The sequence below is a fragment of the Gilvibacter sp. SZ-19 genome (genome assembly GCF_002163875.1).
Lineage (GTDB): Bacteria > Bacteroidota > Bacteroidia > Flavobacteriales > Flavobacteriaceae > Gilvibacter.
The window spans coordinates 391,486-417,710 of sequence record NZ_CP019333.1 but is presented as its reverse complement, the minus strand read 5'-3'; the positions used below and the strand labels follow the sequence as shown (position 1 = coordinate 417,710).

The following is a 26,225-nucleotide window of genomic DNA, read 5'->3' as shown; positions in this document are numbered from 1 at the left end:
AAAGATACAAAAAAGCCGCCCTTTAAGGCGGCTTTGCATTGTTTTGTCAAGCTTACTTGATCATGTCATAACTGCGTTTTATAAACTCGGTAAGGGCTTCTCCCTTGAGTAAGTTCTGCGACAGTTTGGCCAAGTCAAGGGCCTGATTGATAAGGCGCTCTTTCTTTTTCTGGGTCTTGGTCTCCAAGATCTGTCCAATGAGCTCGTGGTTTGTATTGACCACCAAATTGTACATCTCTGGCATATTGCCCATTCCAAACATACCACCTCCGGTCTGTTGCATCTCTTTCATACGACGCATGAATTCCGGTTGGGTGATCACAAATGGATTTGCTTCCGAGTCCATAGCTTCCAGTTGTACGCTGAATTTATCCTGCGGGATCACCTCGGTCAACAAACTAGAAAGTGTCTCTTTTTGCTCGTCAGAGAGCTTAGAGATAGTTGTATCGTCTTTTTTGATGAGGTTGTCAATATGATCGCCATCTACGCGAACAAAGTTGGTATTCTCAAACTTAGACTCCAATTTCTGGATCAGGTGTGATACAATAGGACTGTCTAACAGCAATACTTCATACCCTTTTGTTTTGGCCGTTTCGATATAGGCATGCTGCGCTTCTTTGTCTGAAGCATAAAGTACCACCAACTTATCGTCTTTGTCCGTTTGCGCATCTTTGATCTTCTCGCGAAGTTCTTCAAAGGTGTAATAGGTACCATCTACGGTAGGATACAAGGCAAAATCCTGTGCTTTTTCGTAGAACTTATCCTCAGAGAGCATCCCGTATTCTATAACGATCTTAATGTCGTTCCACTTTTGCTCAAAAGCCTCGCGGTCATTCTTAAAGAGCGATTTTAGCTTGTCGGCCACCTTGCGGGTGATGTAACTAGAGATCTTTTTCACAGCGCCATCGGCTTGCAGATAACTTCTAGAAACGTTTAGTGGAATATCCGGAGAATCTATCACTCCGCGTAGCATAGTCAAGAACTCAGGTACTATGCCTTCTACATTGTCGGTTACGAATACCTGGTTCTGATACAACTGAATACGATCTTTCTGGATGTTCAGGTCGTTGCTGAGTTTTGGGAAATACAAGATCCCTGTCAAGTTGAACGGATAGTCCACATTCAGGTGGATGTGGAACAGTGGCTGCTCGAACTGCATCGGGTACATTTCCCGATAGAAATCTGCATAGTCCTTTTCTTCAAGGTCTGCAGGAGCTTTGGTCCAAGCTGGGTTCGGGTTATTGACAATTCGATCTACCTCTACGGTTTCTGGTTTGGCATCGTCTGCAGCGTCTTCCGGTAGGGGGAGGGTTTCGGTCTTGGTTCCGAATTTGATCGGGATCGGCATGAACTTGTTGTATTTGGTCAACAATTCCATAATGCGACCTTCTTCTAAGAATTCGGTGCTGTCTTCTGCAATGTGCAAGATGATCTCTGTGCCGCGGTCGGTCTTATCGTGAGCTTCTAGCGTATATTTTGGTGAACCATCACAAGTCCAGTGAGCTGCAGGAGCGTCGGTATAGGACTTGGTTATGATCTCAACCTTATCGGCCACCATAAAGGCAGAATAAAATCCCAATCCAAAGTGACCAATGATACCCGCTTCTTCGCCTTCTTTGTCCTTGTATTTTTCAATGAACTCTTCTGCGCCAGAGAACGCGATCTGGTTGATGTATTTCTCTACCTCCTCTGCGCTCATACCAATTCCTTGGTCAATGATCCTCAGGGTGTTGGTGTCCTTATCGGCGATGATCTCGATCTTAGGATCGCCGTATTCCACCTTGGCTTCGCCAATAGAGGTGAGGTGTTTGAGTTTCAAAGTTGCATCCGTAGCATTAGAGATCAATTCTCGTAAAAAGATCTCGTGATCGCTGTAGAGGAACTTCTTGATTAATGGAAAGATGTTTTCTACTGATACATTGATATTTCCGGTGCTCATAGTGTAGCGTTTTTCATTTTTTAACGACAAACCAATAAGCAAATAAAATACCAAGCCTCCCTGGGCTGACAGCTTGTCACGAGCTGGCAAAAATATCCTTAATTTTTGTTTAAAGTATTTTATTAAAGATTAAACATTTAGTAAATTTGTACAAATTATCCACCATGACTGCAAAGAAGAAAAATTTATCGGCCAACGACATCATTAGCAAGTATATGGAATATGTGATGGAGCACGAGCACGAGCCTGTTTCTGTCTATAAATTCTGCAAGCACGAAGAGATCCCGGAAGATCAGTTTTACCAAGTGGCAGGATCTTTCGAAGCCCTGAGAAAGAACATCTGGAAGCAATTCTTTGACAATGCCCACGAGGTGATGCTGCAGGCAGACGGTTACGAGGCCCTCTCTGCCAAGGATAAAATGCTAACCATGTTCTATACCTTGTTCGAAGTGCTGACGGCTAACCGAAGCTATGTACTGTTTAGTTTAAAAGGCAAAAAGGATAAGATGAAATCGCTGAAAGAACTCAGTGAGCTTAGAAAAGCGATCAAGGAGTTTTCTGGGGAGTTGATTCAAGAGAATAACGACGAAAAACAACTCAAAATATTAAAACATCCGGTTTCTATCTTTTCAGAAGGTGCTTGGGTACAGTTCTTATTCCTACTCAAATATTGGATGGATGACACTTCCAAAGGCTTCGAAAAGACAGATGTGGCTATCGAGAAGTCGGTCCGCGTGATTTTTGATGTCTTTGAGACCACGCCTTTAGAAAGTATCATCGATTTTGGAAAATTCCTCTGGAAGGAAAAAATGGCATAATCGAATCAAACGATCACAAACAGAAAGATATAGATGAAGACCATAGACAAGATCCCTACCAATAAATTACAGCGTGCCTCAAAGCTGGTTACTACAGGGGTTAAGGTTGGAGGCAACTATTTGAAATATTATGGCGAAAAACTCGTCAACCCCGAGCTTTCTAAAGATAAGCTCAACGAAGACAATGCCGCAGACATCTATGACGGTTTAAAGCAGCTGAAAGGTAGCGCCTTGAAGGTCGCACAGATGCTCAGTATGGAAAAGAGCATTTTGCCCAAAGCTTATGTGGAGAAATTCTCCTTGGCGCAGTTCTCGGTACCTCCTTTATCGGCTCCTTTAGTGCGTAAGACCTTTAAACGTTACTTCGGAGAGTATCCAGAGACCTTGTATGACGGCTTCAACCCGGAATCTGTAGCCGCTGCTTCCATTGGGCAAGTACACAAGGCAGAGAAAGACGGGAAGGAGCTCGCAGTTAAGATCCAATATCCCGGGGTAGCAGACAGTATTAGTAGTGATCTGGCCTTGGTTAAACCGGTCGCGGTTAAAATGTTCAACCTCAAAGGGAAGGACTCCGCCAAATACTTCAAAGAAGTAGAAGAAAAACTTTTGGAAGAGACCGATTATGTCTTAGAGGTAAAACAAAGTCAAGACATTTCTAAAGCTTGTGGACATATCGATAATTTGGTTTTCCCGACCTATTATCCGGAGCTTTCCAATGAACGTATCATTACCATGGACTATATGCATGGGAAACACCTCAGTGAGTTTGCCGCCCGAAATACCGATCAGGCTTTAGCCGATAAGATAGGGCAAACCCTTTGGGATTTTTATATGTACCAGATGCACGAGCTAAAAGCCGTGCATGCCGACCCGCATCCAGGAAATTTCTTGGTTAACGAAGCCGGTCAGTTAATTGCAATAGACTTTGGTTGCATCAAAAAAGTACCGGAAGAGTTCTACACGCCTTATTTTCAATTGGCTGAACCAGGAGCCATTGAGAATGAAAGCTTCTTTGCAGAGAAATTAGAACAATTAGAGATCATTAAGGACACCGATACTCCAGAAGAGCGCGTATTCTTTACAGAACTCTTTAAAGAAATGCTGAGTTTATTCACCCAACCATTCCATAAGGAGGTCTTCGACTTTTCTGATGAGGTCTTTTTTGGTAAGATCGCCGAGCTTGGCGAAAAGTACTCTAAGGATACCGAGCTGCGTAAAATGAACGGGAACCGAGGTTCTAAGCACTTCTTATACATCAACAGAACCTTCTTTGGACTTTACAATTTGCTCAACGATCTGGGAGCAACAGTCCGCATAAACAACTTCAAGGCTTTTGCGTAAGCTGATTAAACTACGCAAAAGCCTTGAAAAGGTTTACTCTGTACGCTTCGATTAGTTCTTAAAACTCTCCGAACCAGTATTCAATTCTTGAGACTTCTTGTTCTTTACATAGGTCTCTAACCAAGTATCTTGTTCCCAAAGCAGGTGCATAATACTTTCCTTTGCACGATACCCATGACTTTCTTTAGGGAGCATCACCAAACGTGCCGTTGCGCCCAATCCTTTTAAAGCATTGAAATAACGCTCACTTTGCAGTGGGTAAGTCCCGGAGTTATTATCGGCCTCCCCGTGTACTAACAACAGCGGAGTTTTCATCTTGTCCGCATGCATGAACGGTGACATGGTGTAATAGGTCTCAGGAGAATCCCAATAGCTACGCTGCTCACTTTGGAAACCAAAAGGTGTCAAGGTTCTGTTGTAAGCTCCAGAACGCGCAATTCCGGCGGCAAACAGATCAGAATGACTCAGCAGGTTCGCAACCATAAAAGCTCCGTAACTGTGTCCGCCAACCCCAACTCGAGATCTGTCTATATAGCCCATGGCATCAACGGCATCAATTGCAGCCTTTGCATTGGCCACCAATTGTGGTCTAAAGGTATCATTGGGCTCTTCGTCTCCTTCGCCCACTATTGGGAAAGCTGCATCATCCAAGACCACATAGCCGCGCGTCACCCAGTAAATAGGCGACCCGTAATACGGATATATGAACTCATTAGGGTTGGTGGTGCTTTGAGAAGCAGAGCTTTTGTCCTTGTATTCTCTAGGATAAGCCCAGAGGATCATCGGCATCTTCTCCTTTTTTTCTTTGTCATAACCTATCGGCAGATATAGGGTTCCCTCCAGATCCAAACCGTCATCGCGCTTATAGGTGATTACCTCTTTGTGAACCCCTTGCAGACTTTTGAACGGATTCTCAAAAGAGGTCAGCGGTTTTAAAGCGTTTTTCTTTTTGATGTTTCTGATGTAATAATTCGGATACTCTGTCTGTCCTTCAATACGAACCAGGATCTCTCCTTTTTTCATATCTATGGCGGAGTAGAGGCGTTCTAACTTATCGGTGTATTCGGATCGATATAATCTTTTGGTCTTTTGTGTAGCCAGGTCCATTTCGTCAACAAAAGGGAATTGTCCTTCTGGAGTATAACCAGCACCCATTAAAAAGGCCTTGCCGTTTTGAACGTCTAACACATACCGATCGTATTTGTTTTTTGTGGTCACAAAATCTCCCGGATCGCTATACTGATCCTGATAGTTTCTGTCTGTGATCACTTTTGGGTCCATCTCTGGTTTTGACGGATCGAACAAATAGGTCTTGGTGTTTCGAGTGTTCCACCAGTAGTCGTAAAGTACAGCCGTGTTGTCGGTTCCCCAAGTGATACCGCTAAAACGATTAATCGTTCTTGTCACCATTTCTTTTTCACCGCTAAACGGTGCCGACAATTGATAAACAAAATCTCTAAACGGCACTTCTACGGCAGGGTCACCTTCGTCTTGCGCTTCTGCCCAATAAAGGGTAGCAGCTTTGTCCGCGCGCCAACTCATATTGCGCTTGCCTTTGCGAGTGGCCATAAAACCTTTGGGTTGTACTTCGTTAAGCGGCACATCGTTCACTGTGGCGACAAAGTTTCCATCGGTGGTGTAAACAGTTTCATCGTAAGGGAACCTGCTGTAAGGGACTATATAAGAAAAGGGCTTTTTGATCTTAGTGATCATCACATATTTCCCATCCGGAGAAAAACTCATTCCTCTGTACATGGCCGGAGGTAAAAAGTTGCTCACGGTTCCGTTTAGGCTCACTTTTTTGATCTCAGAAATGGCGAGCTGTTCAAAATTGTGCTCGTCGTTAGGGTTTTTTAGCAGATCCTGATAGGTTCTGTTCTGTGCTTTGGCGCCGTCACTAACAGAGATTGTAGGCCCGGTTGGAACAGCTTCCGCAACATCTATAAGCGGTTTTCTGTTTTTGGGTAGCATTTTTACGAGCATGGCATCTCCAGATTTGAACCAGCGAATGGCTCCGCCCATGTTAGCGTTCACAGAAGCGTCAGTTAGTTTGGTCACCTTAGCCGAGGCGATATCCAGCACCCAAACTTCAACACCGCTATCGGTGGTGTTCAAACAAGCGATCTTGGATTCATCGGGAGACCAACTGAATCCACTGAGCCTCGGATTTGCGGGCAAACCAGCAACTTGAGTGGCTTCTTTGTCTTCGGTACGCTTAACTTTCAGGTTGTTGTAAAAGGTTGTGCGACTCCCAATATTGGTCTTAGGATTGATCCTCAGGCCGCCCAAACGCATCTCCGGAGCAGAAAGTTCTGCTATGCTTTTAAAGGCATCGCGGTAGATCAATACGGCGAACTCCCCTTTAGAATCGATTTGTACTCCAGGAGCTAATGGCGCATCGACCAGCTCTAGAATTTCTTGTGGTGGTTTTTGATATTCCAGGTTTTCTTGTGCTTGCGCCCAGCCAAAGCTCAGCAACAAGACAAGTAAAAAGAACTTGTTTTGCATGGTTGTGAATTTTCCCAAAAAGGTACTTCAAAATTTAGATAAAGCGATGTTAAAACTTATTATGCACGCATAATAGATAAAGCCTTGATATTGGGGTCGGAGCGCGAATAACCGTATCTTTACCAGCTAATATTCTTTTATGTATACATCTCGAATTTCTGGCTTGGGATTCTACGTTCCCGAGCATGTGGTGACCAATGACGATCTTTCTAAAGTAATGGATACTAATGACGCTTGGATACAAGAGCGTACGGGTATCAAGGAGCGTCGCCACATTCTTCCTGGCGATGGTAATACTACCAGCGTAATGGGAACCAAGGCAGCCCGAATCGCTATTGAGCGTGCAGGAATTGACCCTAACGATATTGAACTTATCATCTTTGCCACCTTGAGTCCGGATATGTATTTTCCAGGCGGAGGGGTACAGGTACAAGACCAACTCGGAATAGGAACCGTACCCGCGCTAGACGTGCGCAATCAATGTAGTGGCTTTGTTTACGCACTTTCTACTGCAGATCAATACATTAAAACGGGGATGTACAAAAATGTATTGGTTATCGGTAGTGAGAACCACAGCGGTGGCCTAGACATGACCACTAGAGGTCGTGGAGTTTCTGTGATCTTTGGCGATGGCGCAGGAGCTGCTGTTGTTTCTAGAAATGAAACAGGGGCAGGAGGCATACTTTCTACCCATTTACACTCAGAAGGAAAACACAAGGACGAATTGGCCTTACAAGGACCAAGTACCGGTTATTGGGTGCCTCAGATCATTGAAGAGGATCCGCAGGAAGATATTCCTTATTTCCCTTATATGAATGGTCAGTTTGTATTTAAGAATGCTGTGGTGCGTTTCTCTGAAGTTATCCAAGAAGGCTTGCAAGCCAATGGGTTGGGTGTGGACGATATTGTCATGCTGATTCCGCATCAGGCCAACCTTAGAATCTCGCAATTCATTCAAAAGAAGTTTGGACTGAGCGACGATCAGGTATTCAACAACATTCAAAAGTACGGAAACACCACTGCTGCTTCTATTCCTATTGCATTGACAGAAGCCTGGGAAGCCGGAAAGATCAAATCCGGAGACCTGGTAGTCTTGGCCGCTTTTGGTAGTGGCTTCACTTGGGGAAGCGCTATTATACGCTGGGCTTAATATAAAAAGCGCAATGAGATTCTCCATTGCGCTTTATTTTTATCATACTCCCACAACGATTAAAGCGGGGTCGAATAGATCATAACATTGTTAGGGTCGGTAATTGGGTTTCCATACACAACATATAGCTTTCCATTGAAAATAGTAATGGCGTGAATTGTACTACGATCATCACTGTCATCCAAATTGTCTGTGAGTACAGTGAAACTGTTATCTAAAGTATCGTATACACCAAAATTGATATTTCTATCGTCGTCAAAGGCACCAGGTTCTCCTGCTTCTACGCGAGTTTCGTAAGCAACGTAGATTAAGTTCTCCACTTTTGAGGCGTATGTATTATATGCCGCTTCAGGGATATCAAAGCTAGAGGTGCTTCCTGTTTCTAGGTCATATATAAAGCTCTCGGTAAAGGCTAAGTCACCAGAAAAGTCGTCACGTCCACCAAAGATGTAGATCTTATTGTTGATCAGTTCAGTTCCTGCATGAAAACGAGCTACGGGCAAAGTTCCTAGCACGTCTAAAGCGTCGGTCAAATAGTTATAACGCGTAATATTGGAGTTGGCGGTTGTGCTAAAATCGGTCCCGATAATAAAGGCGTTGTCATCTTGAACAGCCAGACCGAATCGGGTTAAGAACAGTCCGTGATTGAAAGAACTTTCCGGAGCTGCTCCGAGTGCAATATCATACGTATTGGCGTACTGCCCTCCAAAAGCAATAAGCTGATTGTCTATGATATTTAGTCTTTTGGTTACAAAGTCGGATTGAAAAAAGAGGTTTTCCGTCTGTGTGCCGTCAGAAAAATTATACTTTAAAATTCGTTCTGGATTGGCGGTGCCGTCGCTTTGTGTGTCGTCACGGTGAACTAGGAACAAGCTATTTTCACTGTAAGAACCAATGAGACCTCCATTTCCGTCTCCCATGTATCCTGGAGCCAATAAGGTGACCTCAAATGAAAAGTTCAAGCCAGCCTCAGGTGGGCTTGCGTAGTCAGCCGCACTTTTTGGGGTTAGTGTGAGCAGTAGATCTCCATCGCCTTTGGGCAAAGGTCTTATCACAGCACTCACTGCACCGTCATCTGCTATGTTTAACGAAATTCGTCCCTCGAGTGCGGTTAGGTCTGAGCTGCTATCGGGTTCAAACTCTAGAGCACTTGTAATTGGTGCTCTGTAGTAATCGCGTAAGGTTTCTTCAGAAGAGGTCGCGTCTGTTCTAACATCATTGGCCGGGCGCCATTCGAGCTGTGAACCTGAAAAAATAAATTCGTCGTCATCGATGTTAAAATTCCCTGTCAATTCTATGTTTCCACTTGCAGTTTCAAGAAAGGCCGTAGCAATTTTCCAAGTAATTTCATCGCCACCGGTCAAGATGTCTAAATTGGCCTGACGTGCGGCAGCAAGTACTTCCTCATCTGTTGGTCCGTCGTCATTCATATCGCCGGAGGTGTCGTCGGTGGGGTCGTTCGGATTCTCGTCGTCCGAAGAACAACCCACAAAGAGAATACTCGCAAAAAGGAGAGCGAATATCCGCATACAATAAGATTTAAAAATCATAATTAATAAGGTTTTGATTCCAACCAAAGAAAAGCGACGTGGGGTTTGAATTCAATAACCATTACAGGGTAAAAAAAACGCCCTCCAAAAGAGGGCGTTTCTATTTTTGCTTCACGGGGTTTTAATACTTAAATGGCTAATTCAAATAAATTATAACCTTGCTAGTGAGTACTATAATAGACTCATAAACGGTGCCAATGTTTCATTGGCACCTTGAGTTTAACGTTTTTATAACAGTATCAGGCAGTTAGAAAATTCCTCCGCTGCCTTGTTTCTCGTCATTATCACGACGTTTTCTAGACTTGGCACGGTATTTTCCACCTCCGAAGCGGTAGTTGAGTCCAACAAAAACGGTGTTGCTTTCCCAGTTGAATTGTCCTTGTTGCAAGTACGGATTCTGTCCGACGAATTTAAAGCGCATGCTGTTAAAGATGTCGTTGTAATTCACCGAGAAGGTACCCTGTCCGTCCCAAAGCGAAACACGTGCGCCGAGGTTCACCATGACCATAGGGTCTACATCAAACTGAATGTTCTTGTTTTTACCGCGGTACATCCCAAAGGCGGTAAAGGTTACGGTCTTGGTCACTTTAAAGTTGTTGATCATTCTAAAGTTCCAGGCCGTGTTGGTAACCTCTACCGTATTGGTTTCTATATTGTCGGCTGTGGGGTTCTCTATGCTGCTGTCTATCTGTTCTGTGATCCCTTTTTGTTTCTGAGAGAACAGATCGAAGCTGGTATTAAAATTCCACCATTTTGTCGGACGGTAATTGCTTGAAAGCTCAAAACCGTAGGCAGTGGTATTGCTAAAGTTGTCAAAGGTTAAGATCACCTTGTTCACGTCTGTTCTATCGATGAACAGCGCACGGTTAATCTCGTCTTCGATTATGCGATAGAATACTCCGGCCGTGATAGATCCTTTTTCTAAATTACGCGTATAATTCGTCTCTATGGAGTTTGTGAACTGAGGCTCTAAGTTGGTATTACCGAAAGAAGAAATCAGTGGGGTACTCCATTCGCGAATAGGGTTTACTTGTCCAACTCCAGGGCGGTCAACACGGCGGCTGTAGCTCACCTGAAACTGATTCTTCTCAGAAGGTGAATAGGTCAAGAAAGCCGATGGATACACCTGCACATAGTCGTTCGTAAAAGCGCGAACCGAATTGGTGTCTGCGCGAACTTCTACCGTCTCGGCACGGGCGCCTAATTGCCAGCTCCATTTCTCGTAATTCTTCCCGAGGCTCACATAAGCGGAGTAGATATCACGTGAGTACTCAAAATTAGTACTTGGCGTATCGATCAGATCACCGTTGGCGTTCAGGGTTTGCCCAGTAGAGCTATAGTCGATATCGGTATTGAACAAACGCGCTTGCAAACCGGCCTCCAGTTTCATGCTTTCGCTTAATGGATTGGTGTAATCCAAGTTAACGGTCAAGCGGCTGCGCTCGGTATCTACAAAATCCATATAGTCTGCTGTAGTACTATTACCTCTGAATCTGAAGTTGGCATCCTCGTCACTTTCAAAGTCGTTGTAGTCTGCTTCCAGCTCCACATTGTGGCCTTCTTTGGCAAAATCCAACTTATAGTTGAAATTGTACTGCTGACTCATATTGTCAATGGCATTGTCAAAAAGCTGACTTTGGTCCAAACTTGGATTGTCGAAGAACAAAATGTCAGTGGTTCCATCCACGCCTCCGTCAAAGAGGTTTTGGTTGGTAAAGAAAGATATGGTGTTCTTATCGTTCAAATAATAGTCGATCCCTACTTTGAACAGGTTGGACTTGTTGTTGTCTAAAAAGTTGAATCGCTGATCTGAATTGTCGTTGGGTCTAAAAACATTACCAAAATTCTCATTTTTGGAATAGTTCCCTCCGTAGCTACCGTAAAGGTTGAACTTTCCATTGCGGTAGTTGAGGTTTAGTCCGGTATTGAATTTAGCCTGACGTTGATAGGTCAAGCCTACATTAATGTCTCCGTTAAAACCGACCAAGGCGTTCTTCTTTAAAACGATATTAATGATCCCGCTCATCCCTTCCGGATTGTACTTAGCCGATGGGTTGGTGATCAATTCTATTTTCTCAATAGAGGTCGATGGGATCTGTCTTAAGAGTTGAGCCGCAGGAACATTGGTCAACTTACCGTCTACCATCACTTGCACATTCTGGTTTCCTCTTAGGGCAATGGCGCCGGTTTGTTGGTCCACGCTCACAGAAGGCAGATTGTTCATTATGTCTGAGGCAGTTGGTCCTGCTGTGGTAAGGTCTTTACCTACAGTGATCACCTTTCTGTCGAGCTTTTGCTCTATGGTGGTACGTTCTGCCGTAACGACTACCTCGTCCAGAGATTCAATGTCTTCTTCCAGGTCTACACGGCCCAGATCGACCTTGCGATTAGCCCTGGAGATCTCTATTTCCTTGACATAGTTTTTGTATCCTATATATTGGATATCAACTTTAACCTTGCCAGTCGGAATATCTTTGATCTCGAATTGACCGTTGTCGTCTGTAATACCTCCGGTTATGACCTGGCCTTCCATATCCATGATCGCCACGGTTACGTAAGGTATAGGTTCCTGAAGGTTCTTGTCGTAAACTACTCCGCTAATGGTCCCGATCTTTTCGCTATCAGGGTTCGGGTTGGAATAGGCAATAAAGGGTAGGCATAGCAATAGCCATACTGCTAACTGTTTCATTTTTCGATTGTTTGATTGATGATGAATTCAAAGCTTCTCTCCGCAGCAATGTTGCTTAAAAAAGCTATGTCAATAAGACTGCTTAGATAAAATCTTGTTACAAGAAATTTTCATTTTAACATTTTATAAGCATTAGCGCCCTAAAATGAACAAACCCGGACTAAAGTAGACCGGGTTTGAGACCTTACTGCAATAATTAACACTAACCATCAACGTAAAAAATTGTAGCAGTAAGAAAGAAATATTTCTACTCTATAGACGGCTTAGTACGACAGGTGTTACAGATAATTTCAATTTTAACTTTGTTTTATGTTAATTTTGAATTTGAACTTCGACCCTCTATAAAAGACCAACGAGCTATGAATCAGAACAATGGAAAAACATTAGTTTTAGGCGCCAGTTTAAAACCCAATCGGTATTCTTACTACGCCATAGAACGCTTAGTAGATAAAGGGGAGGCAGTTGTGGCTGTTGGGCTGCGACCCGGAGAAGTTGCCGGGGTGGAAGTAGCGGCAACGCTGCTGCCTTTTGAGGGTGTAGATACCGTTACCCTTTACTTGAACCCAGAGCGCCAAAAACAGTATTACGACTACATCATAGGGCTTAAACCTAGACGAGTCATTTTCAATCCGGGAACTGAGAATCCGGAATTCGAAAATAAGTTGCGCAGCTTAGGTATTTTGGCCGACCGTGCCTGTACGCTCGTCCTTCTCAGTACGGATCAGTACTAAGCCTAAAAGGGTCAAGGCGCCGTTGAGGATCAGAATAAAGAATCCCCAGTCGAAATTCAGATATGCAGCAGATGCCCAGCTAATAGCATAACCTATAAAAGGTGTAGCTATGGCGATAGCGGGAACCAAATGATCTTTCACCTTCCAGTTCGAGAATAATCCAAAGGCGTATAAGCCCAATAAGGGGCCGTAGGTATATCCAGCGTAAGTGAGGAGTTTGGTGATCACACTTTGGTCTGCAATAAGGTATTTAAAACCTATGATCACCAAGAGTAAAACAAAGGACATGGCTACGTGAACCCGTTTGCGGATGCGTTTCGCTTCTGCTTCGGATTTTTTCTCTTCAATGTCTAGAATGTCTATGCTAAAGCTCGTTGTTAGAGAAGTCAAGGCACTGTCTGCGCTGGAATAGGCTGCTGCTATCAGTCCTAACATGAACAGCGCGGCTATGCCAATGCCCAGACCTGATTCTACAGCAACAGTGGGGAATAGCTGATCCCGTACGGCATCAATGCCGTTGTTGTTGGCATAAACCGTAAGCAACAAGCCCAAGGCCAAAAAGATAAAGTTTACCACCGTTAGCACTATGGTGAACCAAAACATATTCTTTTGCGCATCGCTTATATTCTTACAGGTCAAATTCTTTTGCATCATGTCTTGATCCAATCCGGTCATCACTATAGCAATAAAGGCTCCGCTTATGAATTGTTTTACAAAGTGTTGCCCAGACTTCCAGTCGTCAAAAAAGAACATCTTGGAAAGCTCGCTCTCTGCAATGAGGTCGGTCAAGCCTCCCAACGATAAGCCCATATCCGCAGAAATTATATAAATGGCAACCCCCACGGCTACAAGCATGAACAAGGTCTGTAGGGTGTCTGTCCAAACGATGGTCTTTATGCCACTTTTAAAAGTGTACAACCAGATCAAGAGAATGGTTATGGCCACAGTAACTGCAAACGGAACTCCTGTGCCACCCATAAATGGCATTTTGTCAAAAACTAAGTACTGCAACACGTTCGCCACCAAGTACAGTCTAAAACTTGCACCGACTATACGAGATAACAAGAAAAAAGAGGCTCCGGTCTTATAGGATTTTTCCCCAAATCGCACCTTTAAATATCCGTAAATCGAGGTCAGATTCAGCCGATAATAAAGCGGCATCAGCACTAGGCCAATTACGGCATAACCCACTGTGTATCCGAGCACAACTTGGAAGTAACTGAACTGCGAAGCCGCCACTTGGCCAGGGACCGAAATAAACGTAACCCCGCTTAAACTGGCGCCTATCATACCAAAGGCAACTACGTACCAAGGCGATCTGTTACTGGCTTTAAAAAAATCTGCGTTGCTACCACCTTTGTTGGTGAGTATCGAGATCAGAATCAGAATTCCAAAATATCCGGCAATTAATAGGAGAATGTGGGTAGGGTTCATGAGCGCTAACTTGTTTAAAATGTATAAGAAATCCAAATTTCGATTCGTATATTTGAAAGTCTTCAAAAAAAATCAACCATGAAAAAACTACTACTACTCGCCGCAGTCGCGTTATTTGGCTGGGGCACCACTACTAGTCAGGCCCAAGAATACCTCGATATGATTGAGGCCGGAACATTCACAATCGACGAAATAAGAACCAGTGCAGAAGCCTACTTTGAAGTTGTAGGAACCGGTCGTGGCACCGGCTTTAAGCAATTCAAGCGCTGGGAGTACATGGCAGAGCGCCAACAAGACGACGATGGTCGCTTAAAGCCAGAGACCTATTACATCAATGAGCTTAGACAATTCGAGGCTTATTTGAATGAGAACCCAAGTGCACGTTCTGCTGCCGGCGGAACAGGCGACTGGGTAGAAGAGGGGCCAACCTCTTGGGACGATTACCAAGGCTGGAACCCAGGAATAGGTCGAGTTACTGGTTTTGCTGTGGATCCTGCAGATAACAATCACATTGTTATTGGGTCGCAAACCGGAGGTGTTTGGAAAACATTGGACGGAGGAACTAGCTGGACGCCACTTACCGATTATTTCATTAATCTGGATGTGTATTCAGTTGCTATGGATCCGCAAGATTCCGACACCTATTTTATTGGTTCTTTTTCTGGAATCATTTATAAATCTACGGATGCTGGAGCTACCTGGGCGCAGATCGGAACTGCCGGAGGTGCTTCTGTGGTGAACAAGATTTTGATCCATCCAACAGACTCTAACATCATGTTCGCAAGCGTGCAGAACCAAGGAATCTACCGATCTGTAGACGGTGGAGCTACTTGGACTGATGCTGTTCCGAGTGCCAACAGAGGTTACGACGTTGAGTTCAAACCTGGAGACCCTATGACGGTATACGCTTCTGGAAATGGATTCTATAAATCAACAGACGGCGGGGTGAGTTTTACAACTATCAGTGGTTTTACTGTAAATCCTACTATGATAGGGGTTACTCCTGCAGATCCAGATCGCGTTTATGCAGTTCAATCTAATGGAAATCGTTTTGGTGGTTTCTTTAGCTCTGTGGACAGCGGCGATACATTTACAAATATCCCGCATGGGTCTACCAATTATTTTGGTTACAGTGTTTTTGGTTCGGATACGGCCGGACAGGCACCAAGAGATATGGATATCATTGTGAGTCCTACTGATGCCGATGAGGTGCTGATCGCTGGAATTCTAGTATGGCGTTCATTTAATGCAGGTGTAGATTTCGAATGTACTTCGGGCTGGGCCTTGTTTGAATCAAGTACACATAATGTGGGTTACTGTCATGCCGATGTCGATATCTTGCAGTATGTAGGTGATAAGGTATACGCAGGTACAGATGGTGGATTATTCATTGCTGAGGATCCGCAAGCTACTATGTCTCAGAGTTTCTGGACAGACCTATCCTTTGGCCTGGGAATCCGTCAGTTCTACAAGATCGGTATTTCTCAGTCTGACCCAATTATCATTACCGGAGGATCTCAAGACAATGGAACATCAGTATACACTACTGCTGGCGAATGGAGAGACTGGCTAGGAGCAGACGGAATGGAAAGTTTTGTAGATAAGACCAACAACAGTGTACTTTATGGAACTACTCAATTTGGACAGTTGTACCGTTCTAACAACGGTGGAGTTTCTTATTCTAATCTAAACGAGCCTGCTCCTGGAAGTGGAAACTGGGTAAGTCCTTTTGAGCAAGATCCAGTGGCTACAGGTACTGTATATGTCGCCTATAATCGCGTTCATAAGTCTACCAATTCCGGTGGATCTTGGACTCCAATATCGCAAGTCTTTCCAACTAATTTAGACAATTTGAAGATCGCCAACACAGACAGCAACGTCATGTGGGCTTCTTGGGATGCCGCGCTATTAAAAACAGAAGACGGTGGAGCTACTCCTTGGCAAACTGTTACTGGAGTTGCAGGAAACATCAACAGTATTGCGATTCACCCGAATGATCCAAATAAAGTGGCTTTGGCTACTTCTTACTCCGGAGCGCGTGTTTACGTAACTCTAGATGGTGGAGCTACTTGGTTGAACTACAAAAAGAACCTTCCGAATTTTACGGCCTTGTCTGTGGTTTGGGACGACACCTCTGTAAATGGACTTTACGTAGGTATGAACTACGGTATTTTCTATATAGACGACACTATGAGTGACTGGCAAGTTTACAATACTAATCTGCCTAATGTCCGTGTGAACGAGTTGGAGATCAACAATGCGACAGATCGCATTTACGCAGGAACCTATGGTCGCGGCGTATGGTCATCTCCGGTTTACGACAATCCGTTGAGTGTTGCAGATAACAACTTTGAAACTTTAGTGAGCTTGTATCCTAACCCAGCTCGTGACGAAGTTAGTATCAGCTGGCCAACCAACAGTGAGGTCGATGTGCAAGTATTTGATATCAATGGCCGTTTGCTTATTAATGAGAAAGATGTGAACGTACAAGGTGTCTACAACCTTAATATTTCTAGACTCAATAGCGGAGTGCATTTTGTGCGCTTGTCTAGCGAGGGGAAAATGATCGTGAAAAAGTTGATCGTCAACTAATCCACAGCTCATAAAATCACAAATAAATTGCTCCGAGAGACCGCTGCGTTTCTCGGAGCTTTTTTATCTTTAGGCCTGTGGATTTCTCTTCAAAATTATTAGCCGAAGCAGTAGATGAGGTTTCGTTACTTCCCGGAATTGGAAAACGAACAGCACTGCGTTTGGTATTGCATTTGCTCAAACAGCCGCAGGGGCAAACCCTGCGATTGGCAGAAAGTCTCACGGCTTTGCGAAGTCAGATCCAATTCTGCGAGAACTGTCATAACATTTCTGACAGCCCGCGTTGCGATATCTGTTCCAATCCTAATCGAGACGACAGCGTGGTTTGTGTGGTAGAAGACATACGCGATGTGATGGCAATAGAACACACGGCTCAATTTAGGGGCAAATATCATGTCTTAGGGGGGAAGATATCACCTATGGAGGGCATAGGTCCTGGCGATCTGCAAATAGATTCCTTAGTGCAAAAGGTGGCCTCTGGACTGGTAAAAGAAGTAATCTTTGCCATGAGTTCGACCATGGAGGGAGATACCACCAATTTCTTTATCTATAAACAATTGGCACCCTATGAGGTTGCCACAACTACTATTGCTCGCGGTATTGCAGTAGGCGACGAATTGGAGTACGCAGATCAGGTCACCTTGGGACGCAGTATACTGCAACGAATTCCCTTTGAAAATTCCCTTAAAAGTAACGGCTCGTGACCTTGTCGGTTGTCATTCTGAATTACAATGTGCGCTATTTTCTGGAGCACTGCCTTTACAGTGTGGTTAAGGCCACCCGTAATATGGAAGCCGAGATCATCGTTGTAGACAATGCTTCTGCAGATGATAGTGTGGCCATGGTTCGTGACAAATTTCCACAGGTCAAACTTATTGAAAGCCCGAATAACGGTGGTTTTAGCGCCGGGAATAATTTGGGGGTAGCTGCTGCCAAAGGCAAGTACATTTGTCTGCTCAATCCAGATACCGTGGTTGCAGAAGAGACTTTTGTAAAGGCCTTGGAAAAAGCAATTTCTTTAAAGGAACTCGGGGCCTTAGGCGTAAAGATGATCGATGGAACGGGTTGTTTTTTGCCGGAGTCTAAACGCAAGGTGCCTTTTATCTCTTCCGCTTTTAAAAAATTATTGGGCTTAGGTTCTGGGGCTGGCTATTATCAGCAAGATATAGCAGAGAATGACCAAGGAGAAGTAGGAGTTCTTGTCGGTGCGTTCATGCTATTTAGAAAAGACCGTTACTTGGAAGTTGGCGGTTTAGATGAGCGCTATTTTATGTATGGTGAAGACATTGATCTTTCGTACAGTTTTACAAAGGCCGGTTATAAGAACTATTATTTGGGAACTACAACGATCATTCATTACAAAGGTGAAAGCACTGCCAGAGATAAGGCTTATTGGGATCGTTTCTACGGAGCTATGCAGCTCTTTTACGACAAACATTTCCCCAATCGGAAATGGTTGCAGCCGCTGCTTAAGATCGGCCTTTGGAGCTTAAAGCATCTAGCGGTCTGGTCCTATCGAAACAAGAGTACCACGCTATTGCCTGTCAAACAGACCGTCCTATTATCCGAGCAGCTCAGTTTGCGCAAACAATTAGAACAAATGTCAGAGTTCGATACTCTAAGTACGCGATCTAAATCTTGGGCTTTTGACGGCGCTATCTCGCAAACACTTTTGGTCATGGATACCGCCTATATAGAATACGAACAGATTACTCGTTTGATGCAAGAACTAAAAAATTCAGGGAATCGCTTTAGAATACATCCCAAAGGCAGTAATTTTATCCTCGGAAGCGATTATAGTGATCAAAAAGGAGAAATTATTCACTGGTAAATTATTGAAAACTATTTAGCGTTAGCCCGCTTTTTTGATTAATTTTGCAACGCATTACACCTTATAACTCTATTTTTTGAGAATATGGCAAAGTTTGAATTAAAGCTCCCTAAGATGGGAGAAAGTGTAGCAGAAGCTACATTAACCGCTTGGCTTAAAGAGGTTGGCGATACCATCGAGGCCGATGAACCGGTTCTAGAGATCGCAACCGACAAGGTCGATTCTGAAGTCCCTAGCGAAGTGGATGGAGTTTTAGTGGAAAAACTTTTTGAGGTGGACGATGTGATCCAAGTAGGACAAACTATTGCGATCATTGAAGTCGATGGCGATGAGGCTCCTGCAAGCACTCCTGAACCTGCCGCAGCAGTTGTGGAGGCTCCTGCAGAGGTTGCCGCTGTAGCAGAAACTGTCGCAACTGCGCAAGCAAGCGTGGCTCCTGCTCAGATAAGCAATAGCGAGGACCGTTTCTATTCACCACTGGTTAAGAATATTGCCAAAGCAGAAGGAATCTCTCAATCAGAATTGGATGCTATTCCAGGATCTGGCTTAGTGGGTCGCGTGACCAAGAATGATATTATGGGTTATCTGAAAAGTCGTGGTAATAGTGCTACTGCAACTCCGGCGCAAACAGCAACAGCTGTTGCAAGCCCTGCATCAGAAACCAAAAAGCCTGCTGCCCAAGCAGCTCCAGTATCTGTAAATGGTGAAGACGAAGTAATCGAGATGACCCGTATGGGCAAACTCATTGCGCATCACATGCGAGCAAGCGTTGAAACTTCTGCCCACGTACAGTCCTTTGTGGAGGTAGATGTGACTAACATTTGGAACTGGAGAAACAAGGTTAAAAAATCCTTTGAGGCTAGAGAAGGAGAGAAGATCACTTTTACGCCGATCTTTATGGAAGCAGTTGCCAAGGCATTGCGCGACTTCCCGATGATGAATATTCAGGTAGATGGAGATCGCATCATTAAAAAGAAAAACATCAACCTTGGTATGGCTGCTGCCCTGCCAGATGGTAACCTTATCGTGCCAGTGATCAAGAACGCCGATCAGCTAAATTTGGTTGGAATGACCAAAGCAGTTAACGACTTGGCAGGCCGTGCGCGAAACAATGCCTTAAAGCCAGATGAGATCCAAGGCGGAACTTATACGGTTACCAACGTAGGGACTTTTGGCAGTGTTATGGGAACCCCTATCATTAATCAACCTCAAGTGGGGATCTTAGCTTTAGGAGCTATTCGCAAAGTGCCGGCGGTTATTGAAACTTCGGAGGGCGACTTTATCGGTATCCGTCATAAAATGTTCTTGTCGCACTCCTATGATCACCGTGTGGTCAATGGAGCACTGGGAGGCATGTTCGTTAAACGCGTTGCCGAGTACTTAGAGGCCTGGGACATGAATCGCGAGATCTAAGGCGTTTCGACCGGGAATATTCCCCTGCATTTTAATAGTAATTTCCCTCAAATTATAAGTAAATTTGTGGGATAAACTCAATGCATGCAACTCGCTTTAAGACGACCCATTTGTTTTTTTGATCTCGAGACCACAGGAACCAATGTGGCCCAAGACCGGATCGTAGAGATTTCCATATTAAAAGTTTTTCCAAACGGTAACAAAGAAAGCCATACCTGGAAGGTAAACCCAGGAGTGCCTATACCAAAACAAGCTTCAGACATTCACGGTATTACCGATGAGATGGTTGCCAATGAGCCCAGCTTTAAAGAATTGGCGCCTAAAGTCATGGCCTTGCTAAAGGATAGTGATTTGGGAGGATTCAACTCGAACCGGTTTGATATTCCACTCTTGGCCGAGGAACTCCTTAGAGCTGAGGTAGATCTAGACCTTAAAAAGGCCATGTCTGTCGATGTGCAGACCATATTCCACAAAATGGAGAAACGCACCTTAGGTGCTGCCTATAAGTTCTATTGCGACAAGAATTTAGAGGATGCTCACTCCGCCGAGGCCGATACCAATGCCACTTACGAAGTGCTATTGGCTCAATTGGAGCGCTACCAAGACTTAGAAAATGACGTAAAGTACTTGGCCGAATTCTCCTCGCACAAAAATTTTGCAGACTTCGCCGGCTTTGTCGGTTTTGACAAAGAAGGGCGAGAGATCTTCACCTTCGGGAAATACAAAGGAACTCTGGTAGAAGAAGTTTTGGACAAGGAGCCCGGTTACTTCGGATGGTTACTGAACGCCGATTTTCCACTATACACCAAAAAAGTACTAACGCGTATCAAACTGAATCGTTTCAACAATAAATTGCTGTAAATCATGAAGATCATTTGCATCGGAAGAAATTACACTAAGCATATTGAAGAATTGGCCAACGAACGTCCGGAACATCCGGTGGTGTTCATGAAACCCGATACTTCAATTTTACTTAAGAAAAACCCTTTTATCATACCCGAATTCACTCAGGAGGTCCATCATGAGGTAGAAGTGCTGGTTAAGATCAATCGCATCGGTAAGCATATAGACAAAAAATTTGCGCATAAGTATTATGACCAGATTGGTTTAGGGATCGATTTTACCGCTCGTGATATTCAAAATCAAGTAAAAGACAAGGGGCTTCCTTGGGAAAAGGCCAAAGCATTTGACGGATCTGCAGTAATTGGCAAGTGGTTTGATAAGAACAAGTACGAAGACCTGAATAATTTGAATTTCAGTTTGCAAAGAAATGATACTGTAGTACAAGATGGGAACACCTCTTTAATGCTTTGGAAAATTGATGAGATCATCGAATATGTTTCCAAATATTTTACATTGAAGATCGGAGATATTATATTTACCGGCACTCCTGCCGGGGTAGGCCCGGTAGCCCCAAATGATCGTTTGGTTGGATTTTTAGAACAAGATCTCGCCTTCGATATAAAAGTTAAATAAATGAGTAAACACTATTCCCCAGAAAGCCTTGACGCCCTTGCCGGCGGAGACGATGAGTTTAAAGCTGTTGTGGCACAAACTTTTCTTGAGGAAATACCTACAGACCTAAGGGCTTTAGAAGAGGCTATCGCTGTAAACAATAAGGAACTCGCTTATCAGTTTGCGCATAAAATGAAGCCGAATCTAGAAATGTTCGGCATAGAAGTCGTGGACGATGTTCGCGCCATTGAAGCTTGGACCAAAGCTTCGCAGCCGGTTTCTGCTGTGCAAGATATTTTGACCAAAGTAAGCGGGATTCTCAATACCGTTTTTGACGAACTAAGAGCTGATTTCAACCTGTAGATGCAAGCCGAGATCATCACCATAGGCGATGAGATCCTTATAGGGCAAATTGTAGATACCAATTCTGCCTATATTGCTACGGAGTTGAACAAGATAGGCATCCAAGTCTATCAGATCACCTCGGTTCAAGACGAACGCCAACACATATTAGACGCCCTTGCTAAAGCAAAAGCTCGTTCTCAGGTAGTCATAGTTACTGGAGGCCTAGGGCCAACCAAAGACGATATTACCAAACAGACCTTTTGTGAATTCTTTGAGGATGAGTTGGTGGAGAATGCGGATGTGGTCCGGCAGATCCACGAGCTTTTCGCAACCTATGTAAAGCGTAAACCACTACCCGCAAACCTAACGCAGGCCTTGGTACCCTCTAAGGCCGAGGTGCTTCCCAATCAACACGGAACAGCTCCTGGCATGTGGATGAAGCAAGATGGGGTGGTCTTTGTTTCGCTTCCGGGCGTTCCTTATGAAATGAAAGGACTGATGCAAGATTCTGTCCTGCCAAAATTGCAAGAGACTTTTGACAGGCCGTTCATTTTTCACAAGACATTATTGACCTATGGCGAAGGGGAAAGCAGTATAGCGAATCGAATAGAAGCTTGGGAAGATGCATTGCCAGCACACATAAAACTGGCTTATTTACCTTCTTTAGGACGTGTTCGGCTCAGGCTATCTGCAAAGGGTAAGGACAAAGATCAGGTCATTGCAGATGTAGAAGCGCAGATCAAGGCCTTGATGCCTATGGTTGAGAATATTTTTGTCGGTTTTGAGGAAGACGGCGCTATAGAAGAAGCTGTGGCAAAATTATTGACCGATATGGGAAAGACCCTCAGTCTAGCCGAGAGTTGCACTGGGGGGCGCATAGCACAGACCTTCATTTCTCGTTCCGGAGCCTCGGCCTATTTTAAAGGCGGTATTACGCCTTATGAGACTTATATGAAGGTGAAGTTACTTGGAGTGCCTCAAGAATTAATAGATAAGCACAGCGTTGTTAGTGCAGAGGTTGCCGCTTCAATGGCTACACAGGTCAAGCAGTTATTTGGGAGCGATTACGCCATAAGTACTACTGGGAACGCTGGTCCTTCGCTGGGAGATAGTGCAGCTCCCGTTGGAACCGTATTTATTGGAATTGCTGGGCCTGAGGGAGTAATTACAGAAGAACATCGCTTTGGAAAACACCGCGATAAGGTGATACAAAGAGCCACAAATAAGGCTTTGGAGCTCCTGAGAAAGCAATTGGTAAAAAGCAGCTGATTTTTCTCTAATTGCGGGCTTGGATCAGAAAAATTTCAACTTTCTGAAAAAACACTGAATTCTCTTTTGCTCAGGAGATTTAATTTTTCTAAATTTGCACCCTGTTTAAAAATAACATTTTAAAGTATAGCACAATGTCAAGAGTTTGTGAGCTTACTGGAAAAAGAGCAATGGTGGGGAACAACGTATCTCACGCCATGAACAAGACAAAACGCACCTTCGATGTGAATTTGATCAAGAAGCGTTTTTATATCCCAGAGGAAGACAAGTGGATCACCCTTAAGATCTCTACTTCTGCTTTGAAAGATATTAACAAGCGAGGAATCTCTGCTGTGCTTAAAGAAGCCCGCGAAAAAGGATTTCTTAAAAAATAACACCTAAAGGTCTCTAACCATGGCAAAGAAAGGAAACAGAGTACAGGTTATTTTGGAGTGCACAGAGCACAAGGAGTCAGGTATGCCTGGAACTTCTCGTTACATCACTACCAAGAATAAAAAGAACACGCCAGATCGTATCGAATTGAAAAAATTCAACCCGATCCTTAAGCGTATGACTGTTCACAAAGAAATTAAGTAAGTACGGAGCCGCTGGCACCTAAAAACTAGAATTATGGCAAAGAAATCAGTAGCATCCTTACAGACCGGATCAAAGCGATTGACCAAAGCGGTAAAAATGGTAAAGTCTCCTAAAACTGGAGCTTACACTTTTGTTGAGTCTATCATGGCTCCAGACGCCGTTAACGACTGGTTAAACAAGCAGTAAACGCTTTTAGCGTAACGATATTCAGGGCTGTCTTTTTCAAAAAGACGGCCCTTTGTTTTTTGTATCTTTGCTAGCTCTTAAAGTCAATAATCAAAAGCATTCATGAGCTTTTTCAAGAAAATATTTACCAAAGAAAAGAAGGAAACCCTAGACAAGGGCTTAGAGAAATCTAAGGCGAGCTTCTTCGACAAACTCTCTAAGGCTGTAGCCGGTAAGTCTAAAGTAGATGATGACGTACTCGATGAGCTTGAAGAGGTTTTGGTTCGATCTGATGTAGGTGTAAACACTACCCTTAAGATCATAGACCGTATCGAGGCCCGTGTGGCCAAAGACAAATACTTGGGTACTGACGAACTCAACCAGATCCTTCGCGAGGAGATCGCTGGTTTATTGTCTGAGACGCATGATGACCAGAACGATCCCTTCGGATTGGAAACTGCAGACAAACCTTATGTGATCATGGTGGTTGGTGTTAACGGTGTTGGGAAGACCACGACCATCGGAAAGCTGGCGAGCCAGTATAACGCTGCTGGTAAATCTGTGGTCTTAGGTGCTGCGGATACCTTTAGAGCCGCGGCCATAGATCAGCTACAGATCTGGGCAGATCGCGTGGATGTACCAATCGTAAAGCAAAAGATGGGAAGCGACCCGGCTTCAGTGGCTTATGATTCTGTAGAGAACGGTAAAGCAAATGGAGCAGATGTGGTGATCATTGATACCGCAGGACGTTTGCACAACAAGGTCAACTTAATGAACGAGCTCACCAAGATCAAGCGGGTGATGCAAAAGGTAGTTCCTGGGGCACCGCATGAGGTTTTATTGGTGTTGGACGGATCTACAGGACAAAACGCCTTTGAACAGGCCAAACAATTCTCCGCAGCAACAGAAGTAACCGCTCTTGCCATCACTAAACTAGACGGAACTGCCAAAGGTGGTGTTGTTATTGGCATTAGTGACCAATTACAAGTACCTGTAAAGTACATTGGTGTGGGCGAAGGTATAGATGACCTTCAGATCTTTGACCGTTTGGAATTTGTGGATTCATTCTTCAAGCAATAAGCGATGCGTACCAAAAGCAGAAAGAAGAATAAGATCAATGTGGTCACCTTAGGGTGTTCCAAGAACGTATACGATTCCGAAGTGTTGATGGGCCAATTGCGCGCCAACAACAAAGAAGTTGTTCACGAGGAGGAAGGCAATATCGTAGTGATCAATACCTGCGGATTCATTGCCAATGCCAAAGAGGAAAGTGTCAACACCATTCTAGATTTTGTGCAGCAAAAAGAAGATGGCCTAGTCGATAAGGTCTTTGTGACCGGTTGTCTGTCCGAACGCTACAAACCAGATCTGCAGCAAGAGATACCAGACGTTGACCAGTATTTTGGAACTACAGAGCTGCCAGGCCTTTTAAAGGCACTGGGAGCAGATTATAAGCACGAGCTTATCGGTGAGCGCTTAACCACTACGCCTAAAAATTACGCTTATCTAAAAATTGCCGAGGGTTGTGACAGACCTTGTTCGTTCTGTGCAATTCCGCTAATGCGTGGCAAACACCGTTCTACACCTATTGAAGATTTAGTTGTAGAAGCGGAAAAGCTAGCTGCAGATGGTGTTAAGGAACTTATTCTTATTGCGCAGGATTTGACTTACTACGGACTCGATTTGTACAAGAAACGCCGTTTGGCAGACCTACTCAAAGCTTTGGTTCAAGTAGACGGTATCGAATGGATCCGTTTGCACTACGCCTTCCCAACGGGCTTCCCAGAAGATGTGTTGGACGTTATTAAGCAAGAATCTAAGGTTTGTAATTATATCGACATTCCGCTACAGCATATCTCTACGGACCTCTTAAAGTCTATGCGTCGCGGGACCACTTTTGAAAAGACCAATGCTTTGCTAAAGCTCTTCCGTGAGAAAGTTCCTGGAATGGCTATTCGAACTACACTGATCGTTGGCTATCCTGGCGAAACAGAAGAACACTTCCAAGAATTAAAGCAGTGGGTTGCAGACATGCGTTTTGAACGCTTGGGCTGTTTCACCTATTCTCATGAAGAGAATACGCATGCTTATAATTTAGAGGACAATGTCCCAGAGGAGGTGAAACAAGACCGCGCCAACCAGATCATGGAACTGCAAGCGCAGATCTCTTGGGAGCTGAATCAGGAAAAGATTGGGCAGGAATTCAAGGTACTTATAGACAGAAAAGAAGGAAATCACTACATTGGGCGTACTGAATTCGACTCTCCGGATGTAGACAACGAGGTGCTTCTAGATGCGACTAGCCAATACCTTAAAACGGGCGACTTTGTCCAGGTCAAGATCACGGAAGCTACTGATTTTGATTTATATGGCGAAGTGGTTAAATAACACGAACAGATTTTTTGTATTAAGCATCCTA

General features: G+C 44.2%; 22 protein-coding genes. 17 read left to right on the top strand and 5 right to left on the bottom strand.

Annotation, left to right across the window (positions count from 1 at the left end; translation table 11 throughout):
- Positions 1 to 52 precede the first annotated feature (52 nt).
- Positions 53 to 1,939 carry a molecular chaperone HtpG gene (htpG, locus tag BTO09_RS01915; RefSeq protein ID WP_087525463.1) on the bottom strand — a complete coding sequence of 629 codons (1,887 nt, stop codon included), beginning with the start codon at positions 1,937 to 1,939 and terminating at the stop codon, positions 53 to 55.
- 164 nt (positions 1,940 to 2,103) lie between these two features.
- Here htpG and BTO09_RS01910 point away from each other — a divergent pair, with 164 nt between their 5' ends.
- Both BTO09_RS01910 and BTO09_RS01905 read left to right on the top strand, forming a co-directional pair.
- The gene (locus BTO09_RS01910) at positions 2,104 to 2,757 is read left to right on the top strand and encodes a TetR family transcriptional regulator C-terminal domain-containing protein (protein ID WP_087523055.1); all 654 of its coding nucleotides are present in this window, start codon (positions 2,104 to 2,106) and stop codon (positions 2,755 to 2,757) included.
- Between the two features lie 33 nt (positions 2,758 to 2,790).
- On the top strand, positions 2,791 to 4,098 hold the full coding sequence (locus BTO09_RS01905) for an AarF/ABC1/UbiB kinase family protein (RefSeq protein WP_087523054.1): 1,308 nt from the start codon (positions 2,791 to 2,793) through the stop codon (positions 4,096 to 4,098).
- A gap of 51 nt (positions 4,099 to 4,149) precedes the next feature.
- Here the strand turns inward: BTO09_RS01905 and BTO09_RS01900 are convergent, their stop codons facing one another.
- Positions 4,150 to 6,606: a prolyl oligopeptidase family serine peptidase gene (locus BTO09_RS01900; protein ID WP_087523053.1), complete on the bottom strand. Its 2,457-nt coding sequence runs from the start codon at positions 6,604 to 6,606 to the stop codon at positions 4,150 to 4,152.
- 139 nt (positions 6,607 to 6,745) lie between these two features.
- Here BTO09_RS01900 and BTO09_RS01895 point away from each other — a divergent pair, with 139 nt between their 5' ends.
- A complete protein-coding gene (locus BTO09_RS01895) occupies positions 6,746 to 7,756 on the top strand; it encodes a 3-oxoacyl-ACP synthase III family protein (protein ID WP_087523052.1) in 1,011 nt (336 codons plus the stop codon).
- A gap of 59 nt (positions 7,757 to 7,815) precedes the next feature.
- Here BTO09_RS01895 and BTO09_RS01890 read toward each other — a convergent pair whose 3' ends face one another.
- Positions 7,816 to 9,285 carry a hypothetical protein gene (locus BTO09_RS01890; RefSeq protein ID WP_157663401.1) on the bottom strand — a complete coding sequence of 490 codons (1,470 nt, stop codon included), beginning with the start codon at positions 9,283 to 9,285 and terminating at the stop codon, positions 7,816 to 7,818.
- A 268-nt stretch (positions 9,286 to 9,553) separates the two neighbouring features.
- The gene (locus BTO09_RS01885) at positions 9,554 to 11,995 is read right to left on the bottom strand and encodes a TonB-dependent receptor domain-containing protein (RefSeq protein WP_087523050.1); all 2,442 of its coding nucleotides are present in this window, start codon (positions 11,993 to 11,995) and stop codon (positions 9,554 to 9,556) included.
- A gap of 359 nt (positions 11,996 to 12,354) precedes the next feature.
- On the opposite strand from BTO09_RS01885, the gene BTO09_RS01880 reads away from it, so the two are divergent.
- A complete protein-coding gene (locus BTO09_RS01880) occupies positions 12,355 to 12,726 on the top strand; it encodes a CoA-binding protein (protein ID WP_087523049.1) in 372 nt (123 codons plus the stop codon).
- Here the strand turns inward: BTO09_RS01880 and BTO09_RS01875 are convergent.
- A complete protein-coding gene (locus BTO09_RS01875; RefSeq protein ID WP_087525462.1) occupies positions 12,667 to 14,160 on the bottom strand; it encodes a sodium:solute symporter in 1,494 nt (497 codons plus the stop codon). The genes BTO09_RS01880 and BTO09_RS01875 overlap by 60 nt on opposite strands.
- Positions 14,161 to 14,238: 78 nt before the next feature.
- Between BTO09_RS01875 and BTO09_RS01870 the strand changes: the two genes are divergently transcribed.
- From BTO09_RS01870 to rimO, 13 genes are all read left to right on the top strand, one after another.
- Positions 14,239 to 16,752 carry a T9SS type A sorting domain-containing protein gene (locus BTO09_RS01870; protein ID WP_087523048.1) on the top strand — a complete coding sequence of 838 codons (2,514 nt, stop codon included), beginning with the start codon at positions 14,239 to 14,241 and terminating at the stop codon, positions 16,750 to 16,752.
- A gap of 77 nt (positions 16,753 to 16,829) precedes the next feature.
- A complete protein-coding gene (gene recR, locus BTO09_RS01865) occupies positions 16,830 to 17,456 on the top strand; it encodes a recombination mediator RecR (RefSeq protein WP_087523047.1) in 627 nt (208 codons plus the stop codon).
- The gene (locus tag BTO09_RS01860; protein WP_087523046.1) at positions 17,453 to 18,583 is read left to right on the top strand and encodes a glycosyltransferase family 2 protein; all 1,131 of its coding nucleotides are present in this window, start codon (positions 17,453 to 17,455) and stop codon (positions 18,581 to 18,583) included. The genes recR and BTO09_RS01860 overlap by 4 nt, the downstream gene beginning before the upstream one ends.
- Before the next feature lie 84 nt (positions 18,584 to 18,667).
- The gene (locus tag BTO09_RS01855) at positions 18,668 to 19,996 is read left to right on the top strand and encodes a dihydrolipoamide acetyltransferase family protein (RefSeq protein WP_087523045.1); all 1,329 of its coding nucleotides are present in this window, start codon (positions 18,668 to 18,670) and stop codon (positions 19,994 to 19,996) included.
- A gap of 84 nt (positions 19,997 to 20,080) precedes the next feature.
- Positions 20,081 to 20,857, top strand: coding sequence for a 3'-5' exonuclease (locus BTO09_RS01850; RefSeq protein ID WP_087523044.1), 777 nt, complete (start codon positions 20,081 to 20,083; stop codon positions 20,855 to 20,857).
- Positions 20,858 to 20,860: 3 nt separating this feature from the next.
- Positions 20,861 to 21,472, top strand: a complete 612-nt coding sequence (locus BTO09_RS01845; protein ID WP_087523043.1) for a fumarylacetoacetate hydrolase family protein — start codon at positions 20,861 to 20,863, stop codon at positions 21,470 to 21,472.
- Positions 21,473 to 21,814 carry an Hpt domain-containing protein gene (locus tag BTO09_RS01840; protein ID WP_087523042.1) on the top strand — a complete coding sequence of 114 codons (342 nt, stop codon included), beginning with the start codon at positions 21,473 to 21,475 and terminating at the stop codon, positions 21,812 to 21,814.
- Positions 21,815 to 23,065 carry a competence/damage-inducible protein A gene (locus tag BTO09_RS01835; protein ID WP_087523041.1) on the top strand — a complete coding sequence of 417 codons (1,251 nt, stop codon included), beginning with the start codon at positions 21,815 to 21,817 and terminating at the stop codon, positions 23,063 to 23,065. It abuts the gene before it with no gap.
- Positions 23,066 to 23,199: 134 nt separating this feature from the next.
- Positions 23,200 to 23,439: a 50S ribosomal protein L28 gene (rpmB, locus tag BTO09_RS01830; protein WP_087523040.1), complete on the top strand. Its 240-nt coding sequence runs from the start codon at positions 23,200 to 23,202 to the stop codon at positions 23,437 to 23,439.
- A gap of 19 nt (positions 23,440 to 23,458) precedes the next feature.
- Positions 23,459 to 23,641 (top strand): 50S ribosomal protein L33, encoded by a 183-nt coding sequence (gene rpmG, locus BTO09_RS01825; RefSeq protein WP_087523039.1) that lies wholly within the window; start codon positions 23,459 to 23,461, stop codon positions 23,639 to 23,641.
- A 33-nt stretch (positions 23,642 to 23,674) separates the two neighbouring features.
- Complete coding sequence (locus BTO09_RS01820) at positions 23,675 to 23,827, top strand: DUF4295 domain-containing protein (protein ID WP_087523038.1); 153 nt, start codon at positions 23,675 to 23,677, stop codon at positions 23,825 to 23,827.
- Positions 23,828 to 23,929: 102 nt separating this feature from the next.
- A complete protein-coding gene (gene ftsY, locus BTO09_RS01815; RefSeq protein WP_087523037.1) occupies positions 23,930 to 24,886 on the top strand; it encodes a signal recognition particle-docking protein FtsY in 957 nt (318 codons plus the stop codon).
- Between the two features lie 3 nt (positions 24,887 to 24,889).
- Positions 24,890 to 26,194: a 30S ribosomal protein S12 methylthiotransferase RimO gene (gene rimO, locus BTO09_RS01810; protein WP_087523036.1), complete on the top strand. Its 1,305-nt coding sequence runs from the start codon at positions 24,890 to 24,892 to the stop codon at positions 26,192 to 26,194.
- Positions 26,195 to 26,225: the final 31 nt, after the last annotated feature.